This window comes from Natronoglycomyces albus, from assembly GCF_016925535.1.
Classification (GTDB): Bacteria; Actinomycetota; Actinomycetes; order Mycobacteriales; family Micromonosporaceae; genus Natronoglycomyces; species Natronoglycomyces albus.
The window spans coordinates 1862760-1877341 of record NZ_CP070496.1 but is presented as its reverse complement, the minus strand read 5'-3'; the positions used below and the strand labels follow the sequence as shown (position 1 = coordinate 1877341).

Genomic DNA, 14582 nt, shown 5'->3' with positions numbered 1-14582 from the left:
ATTAATGACGCCTCCGATAAGAAAGCGGTACACATGATCACTCAGCCCGAACTGGTCGACGAAGCCACATGGGACCGCCTCAGCGTCACCGCCGGGGACTGGAGCAACACCGAGGCCGAAGACGTCGATATCAGCGACTGTCACCTCATCAACGGCATCCTCAGCAGCGCTCAACTAACCAAGGCCCGGATTCGTGGCACCACGTTCGATCGCAGCGACTTGTCGGGGCTTTTCGCCGAAGACAGCACCATCATTCGCAGCGGCCTGACCGACACCCGCGCCACCGGGCTACACCTGATCAACGGGCGTATACGCGACACCACCTTTACCGATTGTCAACTTGACTTGTCCGCCTATCGATTCACCGGCCTACGCAACGTCACTTTTAGGCGCTGCCGCCTCACCGAAGCCGATTTCACCGAAGCCACGTTGGACAATGTCACCTTCGTTGAGTGCGACCTCACCGGCGCTTCCTTTCACCACACCACGGTCACCGGCGGGACCCGTTTTACCTCCACCAACCTCACCGACATCGACGGAATAACCCACCTAGCAGGCGCGACAATCGACATCGACGCACTCTATGTGGTAGCTCCCGCCTTGGCCTCGGCGCTGGGCATCAGCGTCAAACCAGCTAGCGACATTGACTAGACACCCGGGAAAGTGCGGGATCAGGGCCGCAAGAGGCACCGTTAACGCTGTTCGACCAGCCGAGGAAACCTCCGACGATGCCACCTGCACATGTCTCACGGCGTGTACTTGCAGGCTAGGTAGTCGCGAAACAAGAAAGTGTCCTCAACCGATTCAGTCTGGGCGTCCAATCGTTGCCACGCCCGCTCCATGAGGCACTCGTTTTGCGCCACCTCATGCAGCGTCAACTGATTGAACTGGTGATATTCGTAGAAGACAAACCCTGCCAGCGCCAGCGCGATGATGGCGGCTAGCGTCCAGCCCCAGCGGCGGCTGGAGCGGTCTTTTGAGGTGGCATCGGGTGTGGCGCTCACGTGGTGGTCACGTCCTTTCACATGTGTGGCTTTGCTTTTGAGGTTAGGCCACGGCTGGTTGGTGTGGTGGCCTTTGGGTGTCTTGTGGTGTCGATCGGGTTGTTCTGTTGAGTGTGGCCCGGGTGGGCCGTTGGTGTTTTACGATGGGGCGCATCGGGTCTGATAGGGGGATTTTTATGATTTTTATTGCTGCGAAGTTCCAGGTTAAGGATGATTTCGCTGATTCGTGGCCGGTGGTGGCGGCTGATTTCACCGCGGCTACTCGCGCCGAGCCGGGCTGTTTGTGGTTTGAGTGGTCGCGCAGTGTTGACGATCCTGGCGAGTATGTGTTGTTGGAGGCGTTTCGGGATGAGGAGGCGGCGTCGCATCATGTGAATTCGGAGCATTTTCGGCAAGCGCAGCGGACGTTGCCGTCTCATTTGGTGCGGACACCGCGGATTGTCAATGCCTGGGTTGGGCACGATGATTGGTCGGTGTTGGGGGAGTTGTCGGTTGACTAGTCGCGGCGGGGGTCACTGACTTGGTGTGTAGTCAGGTGCGGGCCTTGGCGGTAGGGTGGGGTTATTAGGACACATGATTCGTATTGTGGGAGGTTATTCATGGGTCAACCAGTTTTCCTCTACGACGGTGACTGTGCCTTTTGTTCGCGCAGTGCGCAGTTTGTGCTCAAGCGGATCCGTACCGATGCGGCTGTGGTGCCCTGGCAGGGGGCCGATTTGGAGGCGTTGGGGGTTCGGCGCGAAGATGCCGAGGCGGCGATCCAGTGGGTTGAGCCGGGGATGCGTCGGGCTGGTCCTGATGCGGTGGCGGTGCTGCTGCGTCGAGCTCAGTGGTATTGGAAACCTGCTGGTTGGGTTTTGTCCAATGTTGTGGCCTCGAGGTTGACGTGGCCGCTGTATCGGTTGGTGGCGCGCAATCGCGGCCGGTTGCCTGGTGGTACTGCCGCGTGTGCGTTGCCGCAGGCGCAACGTTAGGTCGCCTCGAGTGTTGAACCGTTTCCTTTGAGGGGGAGCGGTTTTTCTTTGCCCGGGGCTCTTTGCTGGTGGCTGCGGTGGGTTGTTTGTGGCGCCATGGTGGTTCTCGCAGCTTAATGGTCGTGTGCGGTGCCATGGCATACTTTTGTTCGTGCCTCACACCCTCGAACCCCCTTTGAGCCCTTTTGGGCGTCTCTTTCGCGTTTTGGTGACGCTGGCGGTCACCGTTCTTATTGTCGTGACGACCTTTTGGGGGTCTGACGACTTTTTTCCCTTCGCGCCTTTCCGCATGTACGCATATTCCAATTCGGCTGACGGCACGGTGAATTCGGCGCGGTTGGAAGCGATCAATGTGGAAGGGGAGCGGGTGGTTCTGACTCATGACCTGATTGGTATGCGGCGCGGCGAGTTCGAAGGGCAGTTGCCGCGTTTTCGGGAGGACCCAGCGGATTTGGAGCTTATCGCTGTGGCCTTTGCGTCAGCTAACCCACAGGAGCCGTCGCTGGTGCGCATTGATCTGATTGTGCGCCACTATCAACTCCATGGTGGTCGTCCGACAGGGGAGCGGACCGACATTGTGGAGGCGACGTGGTCCGTTGGGGAGGCGGTGCGGTGAGTGGCGATCCACTTCTGTGTCCTAGCAGGAACTGGTGGGAACGTGGGATGTCGTGGTTTTTTCGGCCGGTTGCCATGGGGCGGATCGCGGCGCTGCGTTTCTTTGCCTACGCGTTTATTCTCATCGATTGGTGGCTTTACAGTCCGTGGATTTTGGGTCATCGACATCTTCCCGGTGAGTTGTATCAGCCGCTGTTCATTGGTCGGGTCCTCGCGCTGCCGGCTCCGACTCACTCCATAGTGGTGGGTACGCTTCTTGTCGTGCTGGCGGCGGCTTTGTTGGCCATGTTGAATATCGCCCCGCGCTTGCTGGGTTGGGTTGTGGCCTTCTCGTACTTCCAGTGGATGATCATCGCGATGTCATATGGCAAGGTCGACCACGACCGGTTTGCCTTCTTGGTGTTGTTGTTCGTCCTGCCGACTTTGCGCAAGGCACGTTGGGGCGATACGACGAGGCTGTCGCACCGGGCCGGGTGGGCCGTCAACCTGGTTCAAATCGCGGTGGTGTGCACCTACGTTCTGGCCGCGTTCGCTAAGTTCCGTTTCGGTGGGATCGAATGGGTCAACTCGGCGACTATGGCGCGGGCTATCGTCCGTCGCGGTACTGACTTCTCCACGTGGATGCTGGATTTTCCGTGGCTTTTGCACACTGCCCAATGGGGGATTGTTGGCTTTGAGCTTCTGTCCCCGGTCGTGCTGTTCATTGCCTGGCCTCGAGCCCGGTATGCCATCGTCGCGTTTTTCTATGGTTTTCACCTGCTGGTCTATGTGACCGTGGCGACCAGTTTCCTGCCACATTTGGTCGCTATGACTTGTTTTTTCCCGTTGGAGAAAATTAATCCCCGCGCTTTGGTTGCTTGCGTGTTTGTTTGGCTAAGGGGCGCACCGCACCGAAAGGTGCCCACTCAGCGTCGACCTCAGGCGCACGCCGCCGCTGATAATCCTCCAGCTAGCAGCGAGGCTCAGCCTAAGTAACACGCGCTGGGCCGCAGCAGAACCTACAGTGGGAAAGAAACACACCACGACGAAAGGTTTTCCGCATGCGCACCCGAGTACTGTCCTTGACCACCGGCAAGGACGAGACGATTGCCGACATCACCAGCGAGTGCGAGGCCTTTCTGCGCGAGTGCGAGGCCGAATCGGGCCTCCTAAACGTGTTCGTACCCCACGCGACAGCGGGGATCGCCATTATCGAGACCGGGGCGGGATCGGACAACGATCTTCTCTTGGCGCTACGTGACCTGCTACCGGCAGACGATCGGTGGGAACACCAGCATGGCACCCCTGGGCACGGTAGAGATCACGTACTTCCGTCAATCATCGCCCCATACGCGACCCTTCCGGTCGTGGAGGGCAAGCTGGCTTTGGGTACGTGGCAGTCGATCACCGTGGTGGACACGAACGTGGACAACCCTGATCGGAAAGTGCGCCTGTCGTACCTGTCATAACCTGGGGGAGGAGAGCGGGCGTGACTATCACGTTCATCAGGATCGCATCCCGCCCCGCGCCAAAATGATATGAGCTATCATTTAAGGGTGGATTCCGATACCTCACCACCCAACAAACGCGAACGCACCCGCGCTCGCCTCATCTCATGCGCCATAGACCTCTTCGAACAACACGGGTACGAACAAACCACCGTCCCCCACATCGCCCAACGCGCCGGAGTCCAACCGGTGACCTTCTTCCGCCACTTCCCCTCCAAACACCAAGTCCTCTTCGAGGACCCCTACGACCCCGTCATCGCCTCCATGGTCGCAGCACAGCCACCACAATGGAACCCACTCAAACGCACCATCCACGGCTTCCGCGCCGCCTGGCAACACATACCCGAACCCGAAAGCGACCTCGTACGTCGCCGCATCCGCATCGTCGCCGACACCCCATCCCTGCACGGACACATGTGGGCCAACAACGCCGCAACCGAACAACTCGTCATCAAAAACCTGATCGCCAACGGCACAGACGCACCTTCGGCACGCATCGCCGCCGCCTCAGTCCTCGCCGCCCTCATGGCCGCCATCTTCGCCTGGGCACACAGCGAAACCCACTCCCTGTCCGAAGCGATCAACCACGCACTCGACCTGCTGGAGACACCCGATGGCACCCACTGACACACTCACAAGCTCACCGCAAACCCACAGCACCCACGAGCAATCGGCCACCCGACATCACTGGACCACCACACGCCACCCCAGCTGGGAAAACACTCACTAATCCCAAGCCCACTCATCGCGATTGCCACCGCAAACCGCATCCCTAACCAGGAACGTACCAACATCACCGCACCTCAAGCCGCCGCCGATCGTGGCAACCCCACACCATCGGAACCGAGTGTCAGAAGTCCGATAAGCATCAACCCAGCCTCGAATGACAATTTCGCTTTGCCATGGCCCGAACCAATATTCAATGGATAGGAGCGACATAGCCCAAACCAGAGAAAGGAAAAGGACATGACCGAGCCATACCTCATCCAGGGCCGAGGCAAAGACAAGTGTCCCCCCAACACGTTCTGCCTCTTTGCCGACATCAACTTCAACGTCGGCGGACCCCGCACCGCAATACTCGTCATACCAGCCGAATCAACCTCGAACAACTTCTCCGAACACGGCTTTGACCAGTCAGGAGACGGAGTCTCCTCCGTGGTCAACGGCACCAACGAAGAAAACGCCCTGTTCACCAAAGTCGAACAAGGCGGCGCACGCCTCTCAGTACCAGCGAACACCGCCATCGCCGACCTCACCAAATACAACCTAGATGGAAGCAACACCGGCACCTGGAACGACCAGCCACAGTCGGCACTTGCGTACAAAGAAGTCGTACCGGTACCAGTCATCAACATCCCGCAAGCCGACGCCCACGTCGACAATGCCAGACAACCCATTTCGGGAGCCGCGACCGGGAAAGTCGACAAGGTCGAAATCTATGAGGAACTCACACTCATCGGGACCGCACCCGTCACCAACGGCGCGTGGACCTTCACACCAAGCACCGACTGGAGCGACGGAAAACATGAACTCAACGTCCTAGCCGTAAACGGCAAGGCAAAATCCGGCCGCGCCAACCGCAACTTCTACCGGGTGAGACCAACCGCCACCGTGCAGATCACCAATCCAAAAAACGGCTCACACGTTGACGCTTCAGCACACATCGAAGGCAACGCATTCAACGCCGAAGCCGTCGAGGTCAAAGACGGTGACCGCATCCTCGGCACCACGCCAGTTAACAGCAACAAATGGGCATATGCCAATACCTCCGAATGGACACTCGGAGAACACACAGTCCACGCCACAGCCCTCGCAGGACAAAACCGGTCCACCACAACCCAATCCACCTTCACCGTGGAAGCACGAAACCTCACCGTCTCCTACAAGTACTCCGGAAGCTGGTCAGACAGCAGCAGCGGCACCGAAGAACACATCTACTCCTACAACATCGTCCTCAAAGCCGGCACCACACCGGTGGAGCGATGGCGAATCGGGTTCGGGCAACTCCCCGCAAAAACCCACCTAGCCAAGCAATTTACCGATACATTCTGGGGCGTCCTCATCAAGGACGGCACCGACGGCACCGTCCTCCTCGGCTCCCCACCACCAGAACAAGGCAAGCACATAGTCTTCGCCGGCCAAGAACTACACCTACAAGTACAAGTGGCGTTCCCTGACAAAGACACCGCACACGAAAAGCTCTACAGCCTCATCGCCCAAGACTGGAGCGCCACCACCTAGACAAAAACAACACACCAACACCGGATACGACAAAACTCATCCAGACCTAACCACTAGATACAACACCAAGCTGCGCAAGGGAACGGATACACGCCAACACCGAACGCAGACAGACACCGCCCATCAACACCAACCACTCGCCCAGCCACATCGGCACTCGCAACCCGGTCAACTCACCTAGTTGACCGGGAAGCAAACCAAACGAGACAACCAACGTGGCCAACCACCCCACCCACCCCAAAACCACCTCCACACTGGAGACACCCGATGGCACCCACTGACACACTCACCACCCACAACCTCACTCGCCATTACCCCAGCGGCGAAGGAGTCCACAACATCAACCTGACCATCCACCACGGAGAAATACACGCCCTCGTCGGACTCAACGGAGCAGGTAAAACCACCCTCATGCGCCTACTACTGGGCATGCTCAAACCCGACCACGGCACCGTCACCCTCCTAGGACATAACCTCCAGACCACCAAACCCCAACTATGGACCCACGTCGGCCACGCCGTCGGCACACCACCGGTCTATGCCGAACTGACCACCCAGGCCAACCTCACCACCGCCGCCAAACTCAGGGCAGTACCCCCACACCACATCACCACCGCCGTCGACAACGTCCTGACCGACCTCAACCTAGAAAAATACCGACACATCCGCGCCCGAAACCTCTCAGCGGGCAACCGACAACGACTAGGCATCGCCACCGGCCTCCTCCACCACCCACAACTACTCATCCTCGACGAACCCACCAACGCACTCGACCCCGCCGGAGTCATCAGCCTCCGCAAAGTCCTCCTCGACCTCGCCCGCAACGGCACCGGCATCCTCGTCTCCAGCCACCACCTCGACGAAGTAGCCCGCGTGGCCGACCGTATAACCGTCATCAACCGCGGCCACACCATCGGCAGCCTCCAACCAGGAACCACCGACATCGAACACGAATTCTTCAACCTCGTGTGGAACGACGACCAACACAGGGGAGAAGAATGATCCGCACCACCATCGCCGTCGAAGCCCGCAAAGCTCTGTACTCGACCGTCCTGACCACCACCACCGCACTACTCACCCTGGGAATCACCGCGCTGGCCGTCGTGATGGCGTTGGGTGCACGGGCGGGGAATGAACAGGTTGTGGCTCAGTTGGGGCCGATGGGGGAGTTGGAGGGATGGCCACTGTTGATGGGGATCGTGTTCCAAATCGCGGCCGCGGCGGTGCTGCTTGGGTTCGGTACCGCTTTGAGCTGGATTTTTGGGCGAGAATTCATGGATGGCACCATCAGCGGGCTTTTCGCGTTGCCTGCTTCTCTTCAGGCGATCGCGTTCGCGAAACTGGTCGTTTTTCTCCTGTGGTCGGCTCTGATAGCGCTGTTGGTCACGGCCGCTATCTTGGTGGCAGGATTGGCGCTAGGCTTGGGCTTTCCTGGATTGTTTGACCTAGCCGCACTATCGCGCCTGTTTGTCTTGGTCATCGGTTCGGGCCTATTGGCAATTCCAGCGGCGTGGGCGGCCACGCTTGGGCGCGGCCTCTTGCCTGGTATTGCAGTTTCGGTGATTTTGGTGGCCTCTGCCCAGTTTGCGGTCGTGGCCGGTTCAGGGGCTTGGTACCCCATCGCTGCGCCGACTTTTTGGGCGATGGATCCCGCTGCGGTCACTGGCTGGCAGTTGGGCCTTGTGCCGGCGGTGGGGTTGGTTTTTACCCTCGCCACAGTGTGGACCTGGCGTGGTTTGCAGCTGGATCGGTAGGCCCAACACAGCTGAGGTGCTGTGGATGAACCTGGGGATACGGTTTTCTCGTTGCGAGTTTGAGGCGCCTTGAGTCTTCTCATCGACAAGGTGCGCTACGTCGATGAGCGAACTCAAGGCGTCGTATAGCCTTTGGGGCCGTGGTGTGCACTGTGGCCTCGGTGGGGTAGTTGCGATGGAGCGCGCCCCACATGTCGGTGCGGGTGACCGCTCAGCCTCACGCCGTCCTAATGGCACCGGATGGGCACAGCGTTACCGCTGTTTCCACATCCGCAGCGACCTCGGATGTGATTTCCTTTGCCAGGAGGCGTACACGGCCGTCGCTTTCGTCTTGATCAAACAGCTCCGGGGCTGTCAGCACACACATGCCAGCTCCAATGCACACTTCGCGGTCAACCACTATGCGCATGGTGATCACCACTCCACTGGCATCGAATGGACCCCGTAGATGGCCATGTCGCTTCGTAGCGGTATGTCCTCAACTGGTACGGCCAGCCGCAACTGAGGGAACGCTTCCAGAAGCTTGCCCAGACCAATGACCATTTCGATTCGCGCCAGTTGTTGCCCTACGCATTGATGGAGACCGTGTCCGAATGCCAGGTGACCTCGTGGGTCGCGATCGAAGTCGAGTTTGTCGGGTTGGTCGAACTGAGCTGGGTCGCGGTTGGCTGTTTGGAGCGCCACGGTGACGTGCTCACCGGCACGGATGAGATGTCCGTTCACTTCAGTGTCCTCTTTGGCCACCCGCATGATGCCATTGTGGGCCACGGTCAGGTACCGCAGTAGCTCTTCGACCGCCGTGGGCATGAGGTCAGGATTGGACCTCAATTGGGCCAGCTGCTCGGGGTGTTCCAGCAGGGAGAGTGCGCCCAGCCCGAGCATATTCGCGGTAGTTTCGTGCCCTGCCACTAGCAACAGCAGGCCGATTCCGGCAGCTTCGGCGTCACTGAGGTCGGGGTCGGCTACAAGAGCGCTGAGCATGTCGCTGCCCGGATTGGCTCTAATGCGGGGGATCAGCTGGTGAATATAGGCCAGTACCCTCCCCATGGCCTCGTTGCGTTCCTCGACTGACGCGCTCAGGTCAATCATGGCCGCGGAGTCGCGTTCGAACTGGTCTCGGTCCGCATAGGGAACACCGAGCATCTCGCAGATGACCAGTGAAGGTACCGGTAGGGCGAATTGACTGACCAGGTCCGCACCGGGTCCAGCCTCGCGTAGAGCCGCGATGCGCTGGTCGACGATGTGGGCGATATGTGGTTCGAGTTTCTTCAGCCGTTTGACGGTGAACACTCCAGCGACTTTACGGCGCAGGCGAGTGTGTTCGGGCGGGTCATCGAAGATGAAGAATCCAGGCGGGGCTTGTTGGGAGAATGCGACGAAAATGTGTGGCATCTCGGTTGGTGAGTGCACGAACGGCTCACCCGAGGCGAAGCGGGGGTCGGCCAGGATCGCACGCGATTCGGCATGGCCGGTGGCCAGCCAACCCTCGACGCCTTCGGGATAGTACTTGATGCGCCGCAGCGGGTGGGTTTGAAGCGCTGTCAGGGCCGCTGGAGGGTCATACCGGGTTTCTCTCTCCATTGGCATTCCAGTGGGAATTGATTCTGGCGAAGACGGCTGTACAGTCATGAGAACTCCCAGGTGGGCAGTAATGATGGGGCTACAGGTCCACACAAGGTAAGTCATCTGCAAATGGGAGACAACGTCACTAACGAGACATGTCGTAAATCCGACTTGTGATCATCAAGGCGACATCAGTGCCGCGAGGTCGCTTACCGGACCTAGCCGAGCCCTAGGTAGTCCGACTACGCCACCCGAGCCGCGCCGTCTGTGACAGCCCGTTCGGGCCCACATCATGCTGCGACAGCTTCAAGAGCGCCCATTTGCTGCACCCTCACCATCGGACCCAAAAACACATAACTTGCGGGAACGGCACTTCTCGTGAGTTATGTTGCGCACGGGAAGAAACCGAGGACACGCTTTAATTTTCTTTTTATATTTTTATTTTCCGGAAATCAATAATGTATGCTGGGCGGTATGAACACAGACGTCACCTTGTGCAAGCGATGCGGAAATCCGATCCCACAACAGCGCGGCCGGGGACGCCCGCGCATGTATTGCCCTGAGGGTGACTGTGCGGCACAGGCGAAAAAGACCCGCGCGATGCGCCGCTCCACTCCCGGTCTAGAAGGCGCGCTGGCCCGAGCCGAGGATCTCTACGAGCAGATGGAGGCCTCCTTCACCGCTGCCATTACTCCCCTGGCCGAGGCGTTGCGCTATGAGACGGATCCGGCGGGTATCGAAGCGAAGATCGCCGACATCAACGCGGCCTCCGAAGGCCGGGTCCGCTCGGCGCGTGCTGAGCGCGACGCGGCGTTGGAAGAGGCCGTGGCCCTGCGCGATGAGATCGCGCGGCTAGGCGAGACGATTGATTCGCTCACCGGCCAGCTTGAGGATGCCCGAGCGGCCATGAGCGAGGCCGACCACAAGGCTGCTACCGCTCAGGCTGAGGCAGAGTCCTCCGCTGCGGAAGTGAAACAGCTTCAGGCGCAGCGCGACGCGGCGATCCAGGAGGCCCAGCGGTTCCAGGAAGTGGCCGAGGAAGCACAGGAGGCCGCTGAGCAGGCCCGATCACAGCGCCACGAGGCTCTGGATGCGGCTGCTGAGGCCGAAGCGGCCGCTGAGCAGGCCCGTCGCGGTGAGACTGCGGCGCGAGAACGTGCCGATATGGCTGCCGAGGAGGCCCGACAGTTGCAGTTGCAGCGCGATACGGCCGCCGAGAATGCAGCGGAGGCGCAAGGGCAGCTGCAGCAAGCGTTGCAGGCCCAGGCCGTGGCGGTCTCTGCCGCGCAGCGGGATCGAGAACAGGCCGATGAAGCCCGTCAAGAGGCATTGCGGGCAGCCGCGCAGCGCGATAGTGCGGCGCAAGAGGTGGCGTCATTGCGGGCGCGGCTGGATGCGGCCACGGAGTCCACACAGGTGTTGCGCCAAGATGTGAGCTCGTTGCGCGCCGAAGTGGCTTCGTGGACACAGCGGGCGTTGCGCGCCGAGTCTTTGGTGGCGCATGCGCAGGCTCCCGATGATGCGGCCAGCGATTCCTAGGAGCTACTCCCCTAGTTTCCGGTTAGTTGTTGGGCATTTATGTTGAAGGTGTCACTGGGGCGTGGCACGATCAGAAAATGAGTTCTTCCTCGGCCCAACAGCAGCGTTTGCGTGATTTGGCGCGGCTGCGCCGGGTTCGTGACCGCATCGATCGTGAGTATGCGCAGCCGCTGGATGTGGAGGCGTTGGCGCGCGATGTCAACGTCTCGGCGGGTCATTTGAGTCGGCAGTTTCGGCTGGCCTATGGGGAGTCTCCGTATTCGTATGTGATGACTCGGCGTATTGAGCGGGCTATGGCGTTGTTGCGGCGGGGAGATTTGAGCGTCACCGAAGTGTGTTTTGCGGTGGGGTGTTCGTCTTTGGGCACTTTCAGCACTAGGTTTACCGAGTTGGTGGGGGTGGCGCCAAGCCTCTATCGCAAGCAGGAGGCTCAGGCGTGGGAAGGGATTCCCGCGTGTGTGGCCAAACAGGTGTCCAGACCGATCAGGAATCAAGAAGCGCGCAGCTCCGCACAGAGTTAGGCTGACCAGCATGGACATCACCATTCACACAAGTTTTCTTCCGCATGATGATGCGGAAGCCGCACTGGAGTTTTATCGCGGCGCGCTGGGTTTCGAGGTTCGCAACGACGTCGGTTACAACGGGATGCGGTGGCTAACGGTGGGGCCGGTCGGTCAACCCGATACTTCGATCGTGTTGCACCCGCCTGGTGCTGATCCGGGGATCACCGAGGAGGAGAAGCAGGTCATCGCACAGATGATGGCCAAGGGGACTTATGCCGCGGTTATTTTGGCCGCCTCGGATCTCGACGCTCTGTTCGCGCAGCTGGCCTCGGCTGATGTCGAGGTGGTGCAGGAGCCGATGGATCAGCCCTATGGGGTCCGTGACGGCGCGGTGCGTGATCCGGCGGGCAATTTGATTCGTATTCAGCAGCGGGCTTGAGCCGTGCGCTTTGGCCTCCGATGGTGTGGGGTATTGCCTGCAAGGAGAAAGTGATGACGTATGGCCCGGAAGGTTTCTGCTGTGCATGTTGCTGACAGCCATGATGTGATTCGGGTGCGGGGTGCGCGCGAGAACAATCTCAAAGACGTGCATATACAGATCCCGAAGCGGCGGTTGACGGTGTTTACCGGGGTGTCGGGTTCGGGTAAGAGTTCGTTGGTGTTCAATACGATCGCCGCGGAGTCGCAGCGGATGATCAACGAGACCTACAGTGCGTTCTTGCAGGGTTTCATGCCGGCTCTGGCTCGTCCTGAGGTGGATGTGTTGGAGGGGTTGACTACGGCGATCATTGTCGACCAGCAGCGTATGGGCGGTGATTCTCGCTCGACTGTGGGCACGGTGACTGATACGGGTGCGATGTTGCGGATTTTGTTCAGTCGGCTGGGGCGGCCACATATTGGTTCGCCGCAGGCTTTTTCCTTTAATGTCGCCTCTGTCAGTGGTGCTGGTGCGGTGACGTTGGATAAGGGTGGCCGCAAGACTAAGGAGCGGCGCGAGTTTAGCGTCACCGGCGGTATGTGTCCGCGCTGTGAGGGCCGGGGGTCGGTGTCCGACATTGATTTGTCGCAGTTGTATGACGACTCCAAGTCCTTGTCGGAGGGTGCCTTTACGATCCCGGGTTGGAAGTCGGACAGTTTTTGGACTGTGCGGGTGTATGCGGCGTCGGGTTTTGTTGATCCCGATAAGCCGATTCGCAAGTACACCAAGAGGGAGATGAACGATTTTCTGTATCGGGATCCGGTCAAGGTGAAGGTAGACGGGGCGAATCTAACTTATGAGGGTTTGATTCCCAAGCTGCAAAAGTCGTTTTTGTCGAAGGATCCCGAGGCGATGCAGCCGCATATTCGGGCGTTTGTGGAGCGGGCGGTCACGTTCGCGACCTGTCCTGAATGTGAGGGGACACGGCTGACGGAGGCGGCCCGTTCCAGCAAAATCAACGGGGTCAGCATCGCGGATGTGTGTGCGATGCAAATCAGTGATGTGGCGCAGTGGGTACGCCAGCTCGATGAGCCTTCGGTGAAGCCGCTGCTGGTGGCTTTGGCTCAGACGCTGGATTCGTTCGTTGAGATCGGGTTGGGTTACTTGTCGCTGGATCGGCCCTCGGGGACGCTCTCCGGTGGTGAGGCTCAGCGCACCAAGATGATTCGGCACTTGGGGTCGTCGCTGACTGATGTGACCTATGTGTTCGATGAGCCCACGATTGGTTTGCATCCGCACGATATCGAGCGCATGAATGACTTGTTGTTGCGGCTGCGAGACAAGGGCAACACCGTGTTGGTGGTCGAGCATAAGCCAGAGGCCATTATCAACGCCGACCATGTGGTGGATCTGGGTCCCGGGGCTGGTTCTGAGGGTGGAACCGTGTGCTTTGAGGGCACAGTGGAGGGTCTGCGTGCCAGCGATACCGTCACGGGTCGACATTTCGATGATCGGGCGAAGCTGAAGGATTCGGTGCGGTCCTCCACGGGTGCCCTTGAGGTGCGTGGCGCGTCTTCTCATAATTTGCGCGATGTGGATGTCGACATCCCCTTGGGGCTCTTGTGCGTGGTTACCGGTGTGGCGGGGTCGGGGAAGAGTTCACTGATCGACGGTTCGGTGGCGAATCGGCAGGAGGTGGTGACGGTCGATCAAGCTCCCATCAAGGGGTCGCGCCGGAGCAACCCGGCCACCTATACCGGTTTGCTCGATCCGATTCGGAAGGCTTTCGCTAAGGCCAATGGTGTTAAACCGGGTCTGTTCAGTGCCAATTCGGAGGGCGCATGTCCCCATTGCAAGGGCGCTGGGGTGGTGTATACGGATTTGGGGATGATGGCCGGGGTCGCGATTACTTGCGAGGAGTGTGAGGGTAGGCGATTCCAAGCCTCGGTGTTGGAGTATGAGTTCGGTGGCCGTGACATCAGCGAGGTGTTGGCGATGTCGGTGGCGCAAGCGGCGGAGTTTTTCGCCTCGGGGTCGGCGAAGATCCCGGCCGCGCACAAGGTGGTGGAGCGCTTGGTCGATGTGGGGCTCGGTTATCTGCGTTTGGGGCAGCCGTTGACGACGTTGTCCGGTGGGGAGCGGCAGCGGCTGAAGTTGGCTTCGCGGATGAGCGACAACGGCGCGGTGTATGTGCTCGATGAGCCGACCACGGGTTTGCATTTGGCTGATGTGGACCATCTGCTTGGGTTGCTTGACCGTTTGGTCGACTCGGGCAAGTCTGTGATTGTCATCGAGCATCATCAGGCGGTGATGGCGCATGCCGATTGGATCATCGACTTGGGTCCGGGCGCGGGCCATGACGGTGGCCAGGTGGTGTTCGAGGGCACGCCCACCGATCTGGTCGCTGCTCGTTCGACGTTGACTGGTGAACATTTGGCCGATTACGTCGGTGCTTAACGCGCGAGTGGAGGGTGGAGGGAACCC

At 59.7% G+C, this 14582-nt stretch carries 17 protein-coding genes; 14 read left to right on the top strand and 3 right to left on the bottom strand.

All coding sequences use genetic code 11. The features are described 5' to 3' along the window. The first annotated feature begins 33 nt into the window (after positions 1–33). Positions 34–651, top strand: a complete 618-nt coding sequence (locus JQS30_RS07980; protein WP_213172819.1) for a pentapeptide repeat-containing protein — start codon at positions 34–36, stop codon at positions 649–651. Between the two features lie 95 nt (positions 652–746). Here JQS30_RS07980 and JQS30_RS07975 read toward each other — a convergent pair whose 3' ends face one another. Beyond that, a complete protein-coding gene (locus JQS30_RS07975) occupies positions 747–1004 on the bottom strand; it encodes a hypothetical protein (RefSeq protein ID WP_213172818.1) in 258 nt (85 codons plus the stop codon). 176 nt (positions 1005–1180) lie between these two features. On the opposite strand from JQS30_RS07975, the gene JQS30_RS07970 reads away from it, so the two are divergent. The 9 genes from JQS30_RS07970 to JQS30_RS07930 all read left to right on the top strand — a co-directional run bounded on the left by JQS30_RS07970 (position 1181) and on the right by JQS30_RS07930 (position 8075). Then, positions 1181–1504, top strand: coding sequence for a putative quinol monooxygenase (locus tag JQS30_RS07970; protein ID WP_213172817.1), 324 nt, complete (start codon positions 1181–1183; stop codon positions 1502–1504). 99 nt (positions 1505–1603) lie between these two features. Next, positions 1604–1978, top strand: coding sequence for a thiol-disulfide oxidoreductase DCC family protein (locus tag JQS30_RS07965; RefSeq protein ID WP_213172816.1), 375 nt, complete (start codon positions 1604–1606; stop codon positions 1976–1978). 208 nt (positions 1979–2186) lie between these two features. Next, positions 2187–2594 (top strand): hypothetical protein, encoded by a 408-nt coding sequence (locus JQS30_RS07960; RefSeq protein WP_213172815.1) that lies wholly within the window; start codon positions 2187–2189, stop codon positions 2592–2594. A 47-nt stretch (positions 2595–2641) separates the two neighbouring features. After that, entirely contained in the window at positions 2642–3568 is a 927-nt protein-coding gene (locus JQS30_RS07955) for a hypothetical protein (RefSeq protein WP_213172814.1), read from the top strand. Between the two features lie 65 nt (positions 3569–3633). After that, entirely contained in the window at positions 3634–4041 is a 408-nt protein-coding gene (locus JQS30_RS07950) for a secondary thiamine-phosphate synthase enzyme YjbQ (RefSeq protein WP_213172813.1), read from the top strand. An 87-nt stretch (positions 4042–4128) separates the two neighbouring features. Continuing rightward, on the top strand, positions 4129–4707 hold the full coding sequence (locus JQS30_RS07945; protein WP_213172812.1) for a TetR/AcrR family transcriptional regulator: 579 nt from the start codon (positions 4129–4131) through the stop codon (positions 4705–4707). A 339-nt stretch (positions 4708–5046) separates the two neighbouring features. Then, on the top strand, positions 5047–6321 hold the full coding sequence (locus JQS30_RS07940) for an Ig-like domain-containing protein (protein ID WP_213172811.1): 1275 nt from the start codon (positions 5047–5049) through the stop codon (positions 6319–6321). A gap of 267 nt (positions 6322–6588) precedes the next feature. After that, positions 6589–7323, top strand: a complete 735-nt coding sequence (locus JQS30_RS07935; RefSeq protein ID WP_213172810.1) for an ABC transporter ATP-binding protein — start codon at positions 6589–6591, stop codon at positions 7321–7323. Continuing rightward, positions 7320–8075, top strand: coding sequence for an ABC transporter permease (locus JQS30_RS07930; RefSeq protein WP_213172809.1), 756 nt, complete (start codon positions 7320–7322; stop codon positions 8073–8075). Before JQS30_RS07935 ends, JQS30_RS07930 begins: the two co-directional genes overlap by 4 nt. A gap of 217 nt (positions 8076–8292) precedes the next feature. Here JQS30_RS07930 and JQS30_RS07925 read toward each other — a convergent pair whose 3' ends face one another. After that, entirely contained in the window at positions 8293–8484 is a 192-nt protein-coding gene (locus JQS30_RS07925) for a ferredoxin (RefSeq protein ID WP_213172808.1), read from the bottom strand. A gap of 5 nt (positions 8485–8489) precedes the next feature. After that, positions 8490–9761: a cytochrome P450 gene (locus JQS30_RS07920; protein ID WP_246498117.1), complete on the bottom strand. Its 1272-nt coding sequence runs from the start codon at positions 9759–9761 to the stop codon at positions 8490–8492. A 351-nt stretch (positions 9762–10112) separates the two neighbouring features. Here JQS30_RS07920 and JQS30_RS07915 point away from each other — a divergent pair, with 351 nt between their 5' ends. The 4 genes from JQS30_RS07915 to JQS30_RS07900 all read left to right on the top strand — a co-directional run bounded on the left by JQS30_RS07915 (position 10113) and on the right by JQS30_RS07900 (position 14555). Beyond that, positions 10113–11177, top strand: coding sequence for a coiled-coil domain-containing protein (locus JQS30_RS07915; protein WP_213172807.1), 1065 nt, complete (start codon positions 10113–10115; stop codon positions 11175–11177). Positions 11178–11254: 77 nt separating this feature from the next. Further along, positions 11255–11698 (top strand): helix-turn-helix transcriptional regulator, encoded by a 444-nt coding sequence (locus tag JQS30_RS07910; RefSeq protein ID WP_213172806.1) that lies wholly within the window; start codon positions 11255–11257, stop codon positions 11696–11698. 10 nt (positions 11699–11708) lie between these two features. Then, a complete protein-coding gene (locus JQS30_RS07905; protein ID WP_213172805.1) occupies positions 11709–12119 on the top strand; it encodes a VOC family protein in 411 nt (136 codons plus the stop codon). Between the two features lie 60 nt (positions 12120–12179). Then, positions 12180–14555 carry an ATP-binding cassette domain-containing protein gene (locus tag JQS30_RS07900; RefSeq protein ID WP_213172804.1) on the top strand — a complete coding sequence of 792 codons (2376 nt, stop codon included), beginning with the start codon at positions 12180–12182 and terminating at the stop codon, positions 14553–14555. Positions 14556–14582 lie beyond the last annotated feature (27 nt).

Bases quoted from the DNA above. Each gene is read 5' to 3' on its own strand.
- JQS30_RS07925 (WP_213172808.1), bottom strand. From the start codon at position 8,484: ATGCGCATAGTGGTTGACCGCGAAGTGTGCATTGGAGCTGGCATGTGT.
- JQS30_RS07950 (WP_213172813.1), top strand. From the start codon at position 3,634: ATGCGCACCCGAGTACTGTCCTTGACCACCGGCAAGGACGAGACGATT.
- JQS30_RS07920 (WP_246498117.1), bottom strand. From the start codon at position 9,761: ATGACTTACCTTGTGTGGACCTGTAGCCCCATCATTACTGCCCACCTG.
- JQS30_RS07900 (WP_213172804.1), top strand. From the start codon at position 12,180: ATGGCCCGGAAGGTTTCTGCTGTGCATGTTGCTGACAGCCATGATGTG.
- JQS30_RS07980 (WP_213172819.1), top strand. From the start codon at position 34: ATGATCACTCAGCCCGAACTGGTCGACGAAGCCACATGGGACCGCCTC.
- JQS30_RS07965 (WP_213172816.1), top strand. From the start codon at position 1,604: ATGGGTCAACCAGTTTTCCTCTACGACGGTGACTGTGCCTTTTGTTCG.
- JQS30_RS07955 (WP_213172814.1), top strand. From the start codon at position 2,642: ATGTCGTGGTTTTTTCGGCCGGTTGCCATGGGGCGGATCGCGGCGCTG.
- JQS30_RS07940 (WP_213172811.1), top strand. From the start codon at position 5,047: ATGACCGAGCCATACCTCATCCAGGGCCGAGGCAAAGACAAGTGTCCC.
- JQS30_RS07915 (WP_213172807.1), top strand. From the start codon at position 10,113: ATGAACACAGACGTCACCTTGTGCAAGCGATGCGGAAATCCGATCCCA.
- JQS30_RS07930 (WP_213172809.1), top strand. From the start codon at position 7,320: ATGATCCGCACCACCATCGCCGTCGAAGCCCGCAAAGCTCTGTACTCG.
- JQS30_RS07905 (WP_213172805.1), top strand. From the start codon at position 11,709: ATGGACATCACCATTCACACAAGTTTTCTTCCGCATGATGATGCGGAA.
- JQS30_RS07970 (WP_213172817.1), top strand. From the start codon at position 1,181: ATGATTTTTATTGCTGCGAAGTTCCAGGTTAAGGATGATTTCGCTGAT.
- JQS30_RS07935 (WP_213172810.1), top strand. From the start codon at position 6,589: ATGGCACCCACTGACACACTCACCACCCACAACCTCACTCGCCATTAC.
- JQS30_RS07910 (WP_213172806.1), top strand. From the start codon at position 11,255: ATGAGTTCTTCCTCGGCCCAACAGCAGCGTTTGCGTGATTTGGCGCGG.